Source organism: Microbispora sp. NPDC049125, from assembly GCF_040802045.1.
In the GTDB taxonomy this organism is placed as follows: Bacteria; Actinomycetota; Actinomycetes; order Streptosporangiales; family Streptosporangiaceae; genus Microbispora.
Window position 1 is genome coordinate 36251 of the sequence record NZ_JBEZDW010000007.1, and the last position, 14131, is coordinate 50381.

Genomic DNA, 14131 nt, shown 5'->3' on the forward strand with positions numbered 1-14131 from the left:
CTCTCCGGCCGTGGGGGTAAGGGTCGGGACGGGGGTGGCCGGGCTCCGGCCGACCCCGGAGCCCGGTCTCGAACTATAGGCGCAGTCGCGCTTTTCTCCTCCCGCTATTGGTGATTTCCCGGCGGTCTATGGCTCGGCAATCACCCGATTTCCACGGATATTTCCGCATAGGTGAGATGAGAAAACTCACCCCCGCCGTCCGGCGGTTGGTGGGAGGGTGAGTGCCGTCCATTCACAAAGGGATTCATGGTCTGCCGGAAAAGGGGGCGCGATGAGGATCATCATCGCCGGCTTGGCCGTACTGGTGGCCGGGGGATGCGTGGCGGCCTGCAACACCGCGGGCGGCACGGCGGGGGGCGTGGGGACGGTCACCGCCGGCACGGGCGGCGCGCAGGGGACATGCGTGGTGACCGCCAAGCTCATCCCGACGTGCGGTGCGTGGTGGGGGATCGCGCCCGACGTCTTCTCCGGCAGGGGGCCGGTGCGCTCGGTGGAGCTGGCCGAGCGGCGGATGGGCCGCCGGGCCGACATCGTGCACGTCTACCACCGGGGAGGCGAGCTGTTCCCGACGGCGGAGGAGCGGGAGGTCGCGAAGGGGCCGCGGCTGCTGCTCGTCAACTGGAAGCCGGCCCCGGAGCGCACGTGGGCCGAGATCGCCGGGGGCGCCGCCGACGGGCGCGTCGACCGGCTGGCCGACCACATCCTGGCCACCTTTCCCGGGCGGTTCTTCCTCACGATCCACCACGAGCCGGAGAACGACGTCCGCCAGGGCGGCGGCTACTCGGCCGCCGACTACGCCGCCATGTACCGCCACGTGGTCACCCGCCTGCGGCAGCGGGGCGTGCGGAACGCGGTGACCGTGATGACCTACATGGGCGCCCCCAACTGGGCGGACAAGCCATGGTTCGGCAAGCTCTACCCGGGTGACGACGTGGTCGACTGGGTGGCCCTCGACCCCTACGCCGACGACCGCGTGAGCGACTTCGCCGGCCTGGTCGACAAGACCCGCCCCGAGCACCCGTCCTGGCCCGGGTTCTACCGGTGGATGCAGGCGCGCTTCCCCGCCAAGCCGATCATGGTGGCCGAGTGGGGCGCCTTCGAACGGCCGGGCATGCCGCGCTTCAAGCGGGACTTCTTCGAGTCGGTGGGCCGGCAGCTCGGCGACTTCCCGCAGATCAAGGCGCTGGTCTACTTCGACTCGCCGCTGGCGCCCCGGGGGGACACACGGTTCGACACCACGCCGGGCGCGACCCGCGCCTTCACCTGGCTGGCCACCCGGCCCCGCTTCAGCTCCACCCCGGTTCCCCCCGCCTGACGGCCGGCGGAGGGGTCAGCGGACCCAGCCGCCGGAGGTGAGCAGGTTCAGCACGGCGGCCACGGAGCGCTCGACGGTCATGCCGGTCGTGTCGATCACCAGCTCGGCGTCGTCGGGCTCCTCGTACGGGTCGGAGATCCCGGTGAACTCGGGGATCAGGCCCGCGCGCGCCTTGGCGTACAGGCCCTTCCTGTCCCGGCGCTCGCACTCCTCCAGCGGGGTCGCGACGTGGACCAGCAGGAAGTCGGCCCCCACCTCCTCGACCATGGCCCGGACCTCGTCCCGGGTGGCGGCGTACGGCGCGATGGGGGCGCAGACGGCGAGACCGCCGTGCCGTGCCACCTCGGACGCGACGAAGCCGATCCGCCGGATGTTCAGGTCGCGGTCCTCCCGGGAGAACGTCAGCCCGGCCGACAGCAGCCGCCGGACCACGTCGCCGTCGAGATAGGTGACGGCCCGGCCGCCCCGCTCCAGCAGAGCGTCGCGCAGCCCCCGGGCGATCGTCGACTTGCCGGAGCCGGACAGCCCGGTGAAGAACACCACCACCCCCCGGCGGTGCGGTGGCCCCGGGATGGAGATCGGCGCGGGGCCCGCGTAGTGCTCGGTCGCGCCGTAGTTGCGCGCGACGTGCTCGCGCAGCTCCAGATCGATCTCCGTGTCCTCGCGCGGCGCGAGCGGCACGGCCACGACGGACGCGCCGGGCAGCCGCTCGGCGGCCTTGAGCGCCGCGCGCACCACCGCCGGGCCGGCCTCCCCGAAGATCAGGGGCATGAGCAGCACGGTCGCGCCGAGCTCCTCCGCGGTCGCCGCCACGTCGTCCAGCGCCGCCTGGTCGAGGGGCCCCCGCATGGTGACCGCGAGGACCTCCCCGTCGGCCAGGTCCTTGCGGACCTCCTCCGGTGTACGGCGCAGCCGTGCGAACGGGCCGTAGGCGGGGGCGTCGAGCGCCTCGACCGGCCCGGCGGCGTGGTGGCCGTCGCGTTCCTCGACGGTCATCACGGCGAGCGCGGCGCCCTCGGGGTCCTTGAGCGTCACGCGGTCGCCGGGGCGGATCTCGTCGGGCAGGGCGATCGTGACGGGGTCGGGCCAGGCGGAGCCGTCCGGCAGCCGCCCCTGCTCGATCACGCCGTTCACCTCGGCCGATGTGAGGAAGCCGGTCAGCGGCGCGTACGCGCCGGACAGGAGCAGCTCCAGGTCGGCAAGCTCCCGCGCGTCGGGAGTCCACTCGGTCATGGCTTCCGTTTCCGCTTGTGGGGTGGTCGGTTAAGCACTTTATCCCGGTGCGGACGCATAGTGCGTGGCAGTGCGGGGCGTCTAGTAGCCGACAGTAACCCGTGGAGGTGATCGTGGACGCCGCAGACGAGCGGGGTTTTCGCGAGTTCGTGTCGGCCCGTGCCCCGGCGTTGATGCGGCTGGCCTACCTTCTCACCGGAGGCGACCAGCACTCCGCCGAGGATCTGCTGCAGGCCGCTCTGGCGAAGGCCGTGCCCCGGTGGGGCCGCATGGACGACCCCGAGGCGTACATCCGGCAGATCATGTACCGGCAGCAGATCAGCTGGTGGCGGCTGGCGTGGCGGCGGCGCGAGACCGCGGTCGCCGACGTGCCCGATCGTGTGGGAGGCGACGGGACCGGCGACGCCGAGCTGAGGATGATCCTGCGGCACGCCCTGGCCCGCCTGACGCCCCGCCAGCGGGCGGTCCTCGTGCTCCGCTATCTGGAGGACCTTCCCGAGGCCGAGGTGGCCCGCCTCCTCGGATGCTCTGTCGGGACCGTGCGCAGCACCGCGCACAGGTCCCTGGCGCGGCTGCGCCAGACCGCGCCGGAGCTCGCCGATCTCCGCCTGTCCGCCAGCGAGGTGACGTCATGACGCCCCGGATTCTCCGGCAGACCATGGAGGAGTGGGCCGAGGAGGCCCGCGTCCCCCGGAATTTGGCCGATCGCGCGCTCCGCCGCCGGTCCCGCCTGCGCGTGTCGAGGTTCGCGGGGGCGATCTCGTGCGCCGCGCTGGTGGCCGCGGTGGTCCTGCTGGTCTCGACCGTCGTGGCGCCCCGGCTCGCGAAGCCCGGCCTCCAGGACGGCGCCGCCAAGCCCGCCGTGGTCCCGGTGGAGCCGTACCACCAGGGGGCCGTCACCGTGAAGAGCTCCGACGTGCGGACCGACACGGAGAACTCCCCGCCCAAGACGATGATCGCGGCCGGACGCCTCGCCGTCTCCGCGTACTACGTCTGGAAGGAGGAGAAGATCTCCGCCAAGACCATGCGGCGTCACGACGTCTGGTACCTGCTGAACCCCGGGACAGGGGAGTACGAGAAGACGGACTGGGCGGCCCTGGACGTCTCGCCCGGACTCCGGTACGCCGCGGTGCTGGAGCGCGACCTGCCGGCCCGCCGGGTGGGCGTGCTCGACATGAGCACGCGCCAGATCGTGGAATGGGTCGATCTCGACCATCCGGTCGCCTCGGTGTCCTGGTCGCCCGACGGCACGAGGCTGCTCCTCACCGCCTACGACACCGATCCCAGCATCCGGCTGAACGTGTCCGCTGACGGGAGCAGCTGGCAGGACCCGCCCGGCAGCCGCACCGGTTTCCACATCGTCGACGTCGCCACCGGTCAGGCGAAGTTCCACGCGATCTCCAGCGATGCCCAGGAGCGCATGCCGCGCGAGCCCGGGGACTTCGTCTGGAGCCCCGACGGCATGGTCAGGGAGGGGAATCCGTCGGCGGGCGAGCCGGGCCAGCCCCTGTGGCGGTACTACGACCTCGAAGGACGGCCCCGACCTGCTCCCGAGGAGCCGGTGAGGACCTACCAGGAGGCGGGGATCTCCCCCGACGGCAGGCTCTACGCCGACGGCGGCAGCCCGCCCGGCCCGGAGACGGTCGTCAAGGACGTCGCCACGGGACAGGTCGTCGGCCGGCAGAAGATGGAGCAGTTGCTGGCCTGGGCGGACGGCGACCACTTGATCGCCGTCCAGTGCGCGGGCACCTGCCGGAACGAGTTCAGCAACGGGCTGGCGCTGGTCGGCGTCGACGGCGAAGAGGTCGTCCGGCTCTCGGCCTACCGTGAGAACACCCAGCGCCCGGGAACGTGGACGCCGGTCCTCACTCCACGCTAGGCGTGCCGCCCCGGCCGGGCACGTGCCGACGCCGAGGACGCGCCGGGACGGTCAGATGAGGCGGGCGAAATGGTTCTGAGGGCGGCGGATCACCATCGTGATCTCGTCCTCGGTGCCGTTGAGCCGGCCGCGCGACAGGGCGGCCACGGTCCGGCAGACCATGGCGACAAGTGCGCCGTGTGGTCCCCGCCGGGCCGGGCCGCTCACCGCGGAGTAGTCCTCGGCGATCATCAGGCCGCGCATCAGGCAGTACGCCTGGATGCCCTCCCGGGAGGTGAGCGGCTCGTAGACCGCCGGGAGCGGGCCCACCGACCCGGCCGGGGTCAGCGTCTTCCACAGCGCGCGGCGCAGCCATCCCGGCGTCACCCGGTCGCAGAAGCCGTACGCGGACCTGGCGTCCCGCATCTTGAGCAGCAGCAGCCCGCCGGGCCGCAGGCCGGCCACGAGCCGGTCCAGGACCAGCTCGGCGTGCTGGATGCGTTCGAGGAGGAACGCCACGTAGACCACGTCGAACGAGCGGGGCGGGATCGGCACGAGACGCAGGTCGCCGAGGTACGACGACTCCAGGTCCTCCCGGGCTCCGGTGTGCGCCCGCAGCGCGGGGAGGTCCTCGTCCACACCGATCATCCGCGGTTCGTAGCGGCCGGTGTCCAGGGTGCCGCCGCGGCCGCACCCCGCGATGAGGATGTCGAGCCGCCGGCCGAGCTGGTCGGTCCACTGCTCGCGGATCCGCTGGCTGAACACGTCGTCTTGATCTACGGGTGACCACCGAACCTCAGACATGCCACTGAGAGTAGTCATACGACAGCGATTAGTAGGGGATTTGGCGTCCCTGAGAGTCGCCGCACGTCCCGTGTGGCGCGTCCGGCGACCGCTGGGCGGCGCACCGGTGGACGGGCGTAGCCTAGGTGTCCCGGCCCGGCTCGGCCCGGGCCTGTTTCGATTGCCGTCGTGGGGCTCTGAAGGCATCAATGTCTCTTTCCGGACTGCTCGACCTGGTCTCCGCAGAACCGGCGCTCGCCGCCGCGCTCGAAGCCGCCAGGCAACCCGCCGATCCCGGCACCGACCTCCTCGCGCCGCCCGCGTTGCGGCCCTTCGCGGTGGCGGCGCTCTCGCGCGTCCGGCCTGTGCTCGCGATCACCGCGACCGGTCGGGAGGCCGAGGACCTCGCCGCCGCGCTGACCAGCCTCATCGACGAGAGCTCCGTGGCCGTCTTCCCGGCGTGGGAGACGCTCCCGCACGAGCGCCTGTCGCCGCGCAGCGACACGGTGGGCCAGCGGCTCGCCGTCCTGCGCAGGCTCGCGCATCCGGTCGCCGGCGACGCCAACGCCGGGCCGCTGAGGGTCGTGGTGGCTCCCGTCCGCTCGCTGCTGCAGCCGATCGTGGCCGGTCTCGGCGACCTGGAGCCCGTACGGCTGCGCGCCGGGGACGACGCCGACCTCGACGACGTGGTCGCCCGGCTTGTCCAGAACGGCTACCACCGGGTGGACATGGTGGAGAAGCGCGGCGAGGTCGCGCTGCGCGGCGGCCTGCTCGACGTCTTCCCGCCCACCGAGGAGCACCCGCTGCGGCTGGAGTTCTGGGGCGACACGATCGAGGAGATCCGCTGGTTCAAGGTGGCCGACCAGCGTTCGCTGGAGGTCGCCCAGGACGGCCTGTTCGCCGCCCCCTGCCGCGAGCTGCTGCTCACCGACGACGTACGGCGGCGCGCCCGCGAGCTGGGGGAGGAGCACCCGGCGCTGCGTGACGTGCTCGACCAGCTGGCCGAGGGCGTGCCGGTGGAGGGCATGGAGGCGTTCGCCCCGGTGCTCGCCGGCGCCATGGACCTGCTGCTCGACCACCTGCCCGTACGGTCGTCGGTCTTCGTCTGCGACCCCGAGCGCATCCGCGGCCGGGCGGTCGAGCTCGTCCGCACCAGCCAGGAGTTCATGGAGGCGTCCTGGATCGCCGCGGCCGTCGGCGGCGAGGCGCCGATCGACCTGCAGGCGGCCGCGTTCCACACCCTGGAGGACGTCCGCGACCACGCCAGGGAGCTGGGCCAGCCCTGGTGGAGCATCGCTCCCTTCGGCGAGGGCGTCGAGGTCGACGCGCAGGACGTCGAGGCCTACCGGGGCGACACCCAGCGCGCGCTCGCCGACATCAAGGGCTGGCTCGGCTCCGGCCGCGCCGTCGTGCTGCTCAGCGAGGGCCACGGCCCGGCCGAGCGCATGGTCGAGCTGCTGAAGGGCGTGGACGTGGCGGCGCGGCTGGTCCCGTCGCTCGAACAGGCGCCTCCGCGGGACGTCGTGCAGGTGGCCACCGGCCTGGTCGACCACGGTTTCGTCACCCCCGACGTCGCGGTGCTCACCCATCTCGACCTGGTGGGGCAGAAGGCGTCGACCAAGGACATGCGGCGCCTGCCGTCCCGGCGGCGCAACATGGTCGACCCGCTCCAGCTCAAGGTCGGCGACCACGTGGTGCACGAGCAGCACGGCGTGGGCCGCTACGTCGAGATGGTCCAGCGGACCGTCCAGGGGGCGACCCGCGAGTACCTGGTCATCGAGTACGCCAGGGGCGACCGGCTCTACGTCCCGACCGACCAGCTCGACGAGGTCACCCGGTATGTCGGCGGCGAGGCCCCGACGCTCAACCGGATGGGCGGCGCCGACTGGGCCAAGGCCAAGACCAAGGCCAGGAAGGCGGTCAGGGAGATCGCCGGCGAGCTCATCCGGCTCTACTCCGCCCGGATGGCCTCCCCCGGCCACGCCTTCGCCTCCGACAGCCCCTGGCAGCGCGAGATGGAGGACGCCTTCCCGTACGCCGAGACCGGCGACCAGCTGGAGGCGATCGACGAGGTCAAGCGCGACATGGAGCGGCCCATCCCGATGGACCGGCTGATCTGCGGCGACGTCGGGTACGGCAAGACCGAGATCGCGGTGCGCGCCGCGTTCAAGGCCGTCCAGGACGGCAAGCAGGTGGCGGTCCTGGTGCCCACGACGCTGCTCGTGCAGCAGCACCTGTCCACGTTCGGCGAGCGGTTCGCGAGCTTCCCGGTGACGGTGAAGCCGATCTCCCGGTTCCAGACGGACGCGGAGGTCAAGGAGACCCTGGAGGGGCTCAGGGCGGGCGCGGTCGACCTGGTGATCGGCACCCACCGCCTGCTGTCGCCGGAGGTCAAGTTCAAGGACCTCGGGCTGATCATCGTGGACGAGGAGCAGCGGTTCGGCGTCGAGCACAAGGAGGCCATGAAGCACATGCGCACCCAGGTCGACGTGCTCGCCATGTCGGCCACCCCGATCCCCCGGACGCTGGAGATGGGGCTCACCGGCATCAGGGAGATGTCGACGATCCTCACCCCGCCGGAGGAGCGCCACCCCATCCTCACGTTCGTCGGGCCGTACGACGAGAAGCAGATCGCCGCGGCGATCCGGCGCGAGCTGATGCGCGACGGGCAGACGTTCTTCGTCCACAACCGGGTGCGCACCATCGACAAGGTCGCGTCGCGGCTGCACGAGCTGGTCCCCGAGGCGCGGATCGCCGTCGCGCACGGCCAGATGAACGAGACCCAGCTCGAAAAGATCATGGTGGACTTCTGGGAGCGCAACTTCGACGTTCTCGTCTGCACCACGATCGTCGAGTCCGGGCTCGACGTGCCGAACGCCAACACGCTGATCGTGGACCGGGCGGACAACTACGGCCTGTCCCAGCTCCACCAGCTCCGCGGCCGGGTCGGCCGGGGCAGGGAGCGCGGCTACGCGTACTTCCTCTATCCGCCGGAGGCGCCGCTCACCGAGACCGCCCACGAGCGGCTGGCCACGATCGCGCAGCACACCGAGATGGGCGCCGGCATGTACGTCGCGATGAAGGACCTGGAGATCCGCGGCGCGGGCAACATCCTCGGGGCCGAGCAGTCCGGCCACATCGCGGGGGTCGGGTTCGACCTGTACGTCCGCATGATGGCGGAGGCGGTGCAGGAGCAGAAGTCCAAGCTCACCGGCGAGGAGCGGGTGGAGGAGCGGCCGGACGTCAAGGTCGAGCTGCCCATCAACGCCCACGTGCCGCACGACTACGTGACGTCGGAGCGGCTGCGGCTGGAGGCGTACAAGCGGATCGCGGCGATCGGTTCGGAGGACGACATCGCCGCCGTCCGCGAGGAGCTGAACGACCGGTACGGCAGGCCGCCGCAGGAGGTGGACAACCTGCTGGAGGTGGCGCGCTTCCGGATCAGGGCGCGCAAGGCGGGGCTGACGGACGTCACGCTGCAGGGCCAGCAGATCCGGCTCGCCCCGGTCGCGCTCAAGGACTCCCAGCAGGTGCGCCTGCAGCGGCTGTATCCCCGGTCGATCCACAAGCAGGCCACCGAGATCCTGCTCGTGCCGGTGCCCAAGACGCGGCCCATCGGCGGGCAGCCGCTACGCGACCTCGACCTGCTGAAATGGTGCGGGGACCTGGTCGAGGCGATGTTCCTCGAACCGATGCGGGTACAGTGACCCGCGGATCCGGATTGCGGGAACGTGGAAAATCGGCACAATTGCCTGGCCGGTGTCGTCGGGAGGATCGTTCGTGAAGTCGTATCGAGTGCGCGTCGCCGCGGCGCTGGCGGCGGCCGCTGTCGCGTTGACCGCGTGTGGCCCCGTGCAGGCCGGGTCCGCGGCCATCGTGGGCAAGGAGCGCATCACCTCCAGCGACCTGGACAGCCAGATCCGGGCGTTCCGCAAGGACCTGGCCGCCTACAAGATCCCTGAGGACAAGCTCCAGCTGGCCCTCCCGCTGCCGCAGATGATGCTGTTCAACATGGCCAACAGCCGGCAGCTCATCGAGCTCGGCCGGATGAAGGGCGTCACGGTCACCCAGCGGGAGATCGACGACACCCAGCAGGCCATCCTGAAGTCCCAGAGCTCGCCGTTGTCGATCGAGCAGATCCTGCTGAGCAACGCCATCCCGCTGTCCGAGCGTGAGAACGCGATCCGCGCGATCGTCATCCGGCAGAAGCTGGCGGAGCAGGCCGGCGGCGGCGCCGACGAGCAGAGCCAGCAGGCGGCCGCGCAGAAGGTGACCCAGGAGGCCGACTCGGCGGTCCCGGTGCGGTTCAGCCCCCGGTACGGCAAGTTCGACCCGCAGCAGGGATTCGTCGCCGACGACCGCTTCGGCGCCGTCGGCGCCGCCCAGCCCGCGGCCCAGGCCGCTCCTCCGCAGTCCTGACACCGGCCGCGACGCCCCTGATTAGGGTGGGACCATGCCGTTGATCGTGGTCACCACGTCGCCCCGGGTCGCCCCCGGGCTGCTCGCCCCGGCGGCGTGGGCGGCTCTGGCCGGGGGGCGGGTGCTCACCGGCTCCCCGGCGCATCCCGTCCTGCCGTACCTGGAGGAGGCCGGCGTCCGGGTCGGCGTGGTCACCCCCGACCCGGTGGCGCTCGCCCGCGACAGCCGTACGGAGACGATCGTCTGGCTGGCCGCGCAGGACGGCGACGAGGCCCTCATGCGGGCGGTCGGCCACGCGGCGATCTCCCTGGACGACCCGCCGGTCATCGAGGTGGTCCCCGGCTCCTACGACCTGCCGGGGGCCCGCCTGCTCGACCTGGTCGGGGTGATGGACCGGCTGCGCCGGGAGTGTCCCTGGGACCGCAGGCAGACCCACGACTCGCTGGTGCCGTACCTCGTCGAAGAGGCCTACGAGGTGCTTGAGACGATCGACCAGGGCGACTACGCCGCGCTGCGCGAGGAGTTGGGCGACCTGCTGCTCCAGGTCGTGTTCCACTCACGGCTCGCCCAGGAGCGGATCGTCCCGCCAGGCGAGGAGGCGGGCGAGGAGCCCGAGGGCTTCGACATCGACGACGTGGCCGCGGGCATCGTCGAGAAGCTCGTGCGCCGCCACCCCCACGTCTTCGCGGACGTACGCGTGTCGGGCGCGGGCGAGGTCAGCGACAACTGGGAGACGATCAAGGCGGCCGAGCGTGCCGCCAAGGGGCAGAGCGGCTCGGTGCTCAGCGGTGTGCCCATGGGGCAGCCGGCGCTCTCGCTCGCCGCGCAGCTCCTGCGCCGGGCCGGCCGCGCCGGGGCCCCCGCCTCGCTCGGCGAGGACCTTCCCTCCGCGACCGGCGCGCGCCTTTTCGCGCTTGTACGGCAGGCCCAGGAGGAAGGGCTCGACCCCGAGGCCGAGCTGCGGGCCGCCGCCAGGGAGTACCGCCGGCGGGTCGAGGAGTGGGAGGCGCACGGTAAGAGCCACGGGGAGAGCCACGCCACGCCCTGAATCGCGGGGGCCTCGCGATGCCGGGCGGTGAGGACCGATAGGCTCGTGCAGCAAACCGCCCGCGATTTTGCTAGGAGCGTTCGTGGCTGCCATCGAGGCCGTTACCGCCCGCGAGATTCTCGACTCCCGGGGCAACCCCACGGTCGAGGTCGAGGTCCTGCTGGACGACCACAGCACCGGCCGTGCCGCCGTTCCGAGCGGCGCCTCCACCGGTCAGTTCGAGGCCGTGGAGTTGCGTGACGGTGACAAGGGCCGTTACCTCGGCAAGGGCGTCGAGAAGGCCGTCCTCGGCGTCACCGACGAGATCGCCGACGAGATCGTCGGCTTCGACGCCGAAGAGCAGCGGATCATCGACCAGACGATGATCGACCTGGACGGCACGCCCAACAAGGCGCACCTCGGGGCCAACGCCATCCTCGGCATCTCGCTGGCCGTGGCCAAGGCCGCCGCCGAGAGCGCCGGCCTGCCGCTGTTCCGCTACGTGGGCGGCCCGAACGCGCACGTCCTGCCCGTGCCGATGATGAACATCCTCAACGGCGGCGCGCACGCGGACAGCAACGTGGACATCCAGGAGTTCATGATCGCGCCGATCGGCGCCGAGACGTTCTCCGAGGCGCTGCGGATGGGCGCCGAGACCTACCACACGCTCAAGGGCGTGCTGAAGGAGAAGGGCTACGCCACCGGGCTCGGCGACGAGGGCGGCTTCGCGCCGAGCCTGCCGTCGAACCGCGACGCGCTGGACCTGATCCTGGTGGCCATCGAGAAGGCCGGCTACACGCCCGGCCAGGACATCGCGCTCGCGCTCGACGTCGCCGCCACCGAGTTCCACTCAGACGGCGTCTACACGATCGACGGCAAGGGCCTGTCGGCCGCCGAGCTGATCGCGTACTACGAGGACCTGGTCCGCTCCTACCCGCTGGTGTCGATCGAGGACCCGCTGGACGAGGAGGACTGGGAGGGCTGGAAGGCCATCACCGCGTCCCTCGGCTCCAAGGTCCAGATCGTCGGCGACGACCTCTTCGTCACCAACCCCGAGCGGCTCGGGCGCGGCATCGCCGAGGGCGCCGCCAACGCCCTGCTCGTCAAGGTCAACCAGATCGGCACCCTGTCGGAGACCCTCGACGCGGTCGACCTGGCCCACCGCAGCGGCTACCGCTGCATGATGAGCCACCGCTCCGGCGAGACCGAGGACACCACGATCGCCGACCTCGCCGTGGCGACCAACTGCGGGCAGATCAAGACCGGCGCCCCGGCCCGTTCCGACCGGGTGGCCAAGTACAACCAGCTGCTGCGCATCGAGGAGCTGCTCGACGACGCGGCCCGCTACGCCGGCCGGGGCGCGTTCCCCCGCTTCCAGCGCTAGCGGGCAAGGCGGGGGCTGGCGACAGTGCCGGGCCGTGACGGCCCGGCACGACGGGGTGGCGCGAGGCCTGGGGCATCCGCGCCGTACGTGACCGGGAGGGGTGGCTGTCGTTGGCGAGACGACCTCAGCTGACCGGCCGCGCGGCGATCCTCGCGGTCGTGGTGTGCGCGATCGCGATGAGCCTCGCGTACCCCGTGCGCGAGTACGTCGCGCAGCGGCGGCAGATCGCCCAGCTTGAGGAGCAGCAGGCGCAGGCCCTGCGCAAGCTCCGCAACCTGGAGGACCGGCGCCGCCGGCTGGAGGACCCGGAGTACATCAAGCGCCTGGCCAAGGAGCGGCTGCACATGTGCGAGCCCGGCGCGAAGTGCTACGTGGTCCTCGACCGGTCGGCGGGGACGGACACGGCCAAGGCGGGGGCGAAGGAGCCCGGAAAACCCGCGTGGTACGTCACGCTGTGGCAGTCCGTCGAGGCGGCCGACCACGGGCAGGGCGCCGCCGTGGAGGCGAACGGAAGCTGATGAGGAGTTCGACCGTGGTGGATGAGGCGGACCTGGCGGCGGCGCGGGCACAGCTCGGGCGGCCGCCGCGCGGGGTGCGGGCCGTCGCCCACCGGTGCCCCTGCGGGCTGCCCGACGTGCTGGAGACCGCGCCGCGCCTGCCCGGCGGCGAGCCGTTCCCGACGCTGTTCTACCTGACCTGCCCTCGGGCGGCCTCGGCCATCGGCACGCTGGAGTCGTCCGGCCTGATGAGAACCATGCAGGCCAGGCTGGCCGAGGAGCCCGCGCTCGCCGAGGCCTACCTGGCGGCGCACGAGGACTACGCCGCGCGGCGTGACAGCGCCGCGGAGGCCGACGGCCTGGAGCCGCTTCCCCGCGACATGCAGACCGCGGGCGGCATGCCCGGCCGCGTGAAGTGCCTGCACGCCCTGGTCGCCCACGAGCTCGCCGTTCCCGGCGCGAACCCGCTCGGCAGGGAGGCTCTCGACGCGCTGCCCGACTGGTGGGCCGACGGGCCGTGCGTGGCGCCCGCAGCCGCGCAGGACGAGGCGACCCCGGCCACCGAGGCGACAGAGGCGCGAGAGGTGCGAGAGGTGCGAGAGGCCGGGGAGGGCCGGTGACGAGGGTCGCGGCCATCGACTGCGGGACCAACTCGGTCCGCCTCCTGATCGCCGACGTCACGGACGGCGCGCTGGTGGACGGCGCGCTGGTGGATGTCGAGCGGCGGATGGAGATCGTGCGGCTGGGGCAGGGCGTCGACAGAACGGGCCGGCTCGCGCCCGAGGCGCTGGAGCGGACGTTCACCGCGATGCGCGGATACGCCAAGTTGATCAAGGAGCACGCGGCGCCCGGGGATGGGCCGACGCCGGTCCGCGTCGTTGCCACCTCCGCCACGAGGGACGCCGCCAACCGGGGCGACTTCGTGTCCGGGGTCCGGGAGATCTTCGGCGTCGATCCCGAGGTGGTCACCGGCGACGAGGAGGCGCGGCTGTCCTTCACCGGCGCCACCCGGGGCCTCACGGCGGCTGCCGGGGGGGCCACGCCGTACCTGGTCGTGGACATCGGCGGCGGGTCGACGGAGTTCGTCGTCGGCTCCGCGTCCGTCGAGGGCGCGCTGTCCGTGGACATCGGCTGCGTGCGGCTGACCGAGCGGCACCTGCGCGACGATCCGCCGGCCGGGCCCGCCGTACAGGCGGCGATCGACGACATCGAGGCGGCCATGGACCGCGTCGAGGCCGCCGTGCCGGTCAGGCGGGCGCGGACGCTGGTCGGCCTGGCCGGGTCCGTGACCACGGTGGCGGGCATCGCGCTGGGCCTGCCCGCCTACGATCCGGCCCGGATCCACCACTCGCGTATCCCCGCCGGGCAGGTGCACGACGTGTCCGCGCGCCTGCTGGCGATGACCCATGACGAGCGCGCCGTCATCCCGGTGATGCACCCCGGCCGGGTGGACGTGATCGGCGCGGGAGCGCTGATCCTCGACCGCATCGTCCGCCGGTACGGCTTCGCCGAGGTCGTCGTGAGCGAGCACGACATCCTCGACGGAATCGCCTGGTCACTCGTCTGACGCACCCCCTTCCCACGGCCGGGAAAGAGATCTTGCCACTATTCCGCA

The 14131-nt window shown here is 72.1% G+C and carries 11 protein-coding genes and 1 pseudogene; 10 read left to right on the forward strand and 2 right to left on the reverse strand.

Annotation, left to right across the window (positions count from 1 at the left end; all coding sequences use genetic code 11):
- The first annotated feature begins 271 nt into the window (after nucleotides 1-271).
- Nucleotides 272-1315 (forward strand): glycoside hydrolase family 26 protein, encoded by a 1044-nt coding sequence (locus AB0B72_RS10880; RefSeq protein WP_367738405.1) that lies wholly within the window; start codon nucleotides 272-274, stop codon nucleotides 1313-1315.
- 15 nt (nucleotides 1316-1330) lie between these two features.
- Here AB0B72_RS10880 and cysC read toward each other — a convergent pair.
- Nucleotides 1331-2551: pseudogene (cysC, locus tag AB0B72_RS10885) on the reverse strand (adenylyl-sulfate kinase); the annotation flags it as partial.
- Nucleotides 2552-2661: 110 nt separating this feature from the next.
- On the opposite strand from cysC, the gene AB0B72_RS10890 reads away from it, so the two are divergent.
- Entirely contained in the window at nucleotides 2662-3183 is a 522-nt protein-coding gene (locus AB0B72_RS10890; protein WP_367738406.1) for a SigE family RNA polymerase sigma factor, read from the forward strand.
- The gene (locus AB0B72_RS10895; RefSeq protein ID WP_367738407.1) at nucleotides 3180-4427 is read left to right on the forward strand and encodes a hypothetical protein; all 1248 of its coding nucleotides are present in this window, start codon (nucleotides 3180-3182) and stop codon (nucleotides 4425-4427) included. The genes AB0B72_RS10890 and AB0B72_RS10895 overlap by 4 nt, the downstream gene beginning before the upstream one ends.
- Nucleotides 4428-4478: 51 nt before the next feature.
- On the opposite strand, the gene AB0B72_RS10900 is transcribed toward AB0B72_RS10895, so the two are convergent.
- A complete protein-coding gene (locus AB0B72_RS10900) occupies nucleotides 4479-5210 on the reverse strand; it encodes a methyltransferase domain-containing protein (protein WP_367738408.1) in 732 nt (243 codons plus the stop codon).
- Nucleotides 5211-5398: 188 nt separating this feature from the next.
- Between AB0B72_RS10900 and mfd the strand changes: the two genes are divergently transcribed.
- From mfd to AB0B72_RS10935, 7 genes are all read left to right on the forward strand, one after another.
- Nucleotides 5399-8896, forward strand: a complete 3498-nt coding sequence (mfd, locus tag AB0B72_RS10905; protein WP_367738409.1) for a transcription-repair coupling factor — start codon at nucleotides 5399-5401, stop codon at nucleotides 8894-8896.
- Between the two features lie 73 nt (nucleotides 8897-8969).
- On the forward strand, nucleotides 8970-9608 hold the full coding sequence (locus AB0B72_RS10910) for a hypothetical protein (RefSeq protein WP_367738410.1): 639 nt from the start codon (nucleotides 8970-8972) through the stop codon (nucleotides 9606-9608).
- A 34-nt stretch (nucleotides 9609-9642) separates the two neighbouring features.
- Entirely contained in the window at nucleotides 9643-10656 is a 1014-nt protein-coding gene (locus AB0B72_RS10915; protein ID WP_367738411.1) for a MazG family protein, read from the forward strand.
- Between the two features lie 82 nt (nucleotides 10657-10738).
- Nucleotides 10739-12019, forward strand: a complete 1281-nt coding sequence (gene eno / locus AB0B72_RS10920; RefSeq protein WP_367738412.1) for a phosphopyruvate hydratase — start codon at nucleotides 10739-10741, stop codon at nucleotides 12017-12019.
- A 110-nt stretch (nucleotides 12020-12129) separates the two neighbouring features.
- Nucleotides 12130-12537: a septum formation initiator family protein gene (locus AB0B72_RS10925; RefSeq protein ID WP_367738413.1), complete on the forward strand. Its 408-nt coding sequence runs from the start codon at nucleotides 12130-12132 to the stop codon at nucleotides 12535-12537.
- Entirely contained in the window at nucleotides 12537-13136 is a 600-nt protein-coding gene (locus tag AB0B72_RS10930; RefSeq protein WP_367738414.1) for a DUF501 domain-containing protein, read from the forward strand. The genes AB0B72_RS10925 and AB0B72_RS10930 overlap by 1 nt, the downstream gene beginning before the upstream one ends.
- Nucleotides 13133-14083: an exopolyphosphatase gene (locus tag AB0B72_RS10935; RefSeq protein ID WP_367738415.1), complete on the forward strand. Its 951-nt coding sequence runs from the start codon at nucleotides 13133-13135 to the stop codon at nucleotides 14081-14083. The genes AB0B72_RS10930 and AB0B72_RS10935 overlap by 4 nt, the downstream gene beginning before the upstream one ends.
- Nucleotides 14084-14131 lie beyond the last annotated feature (48 nt).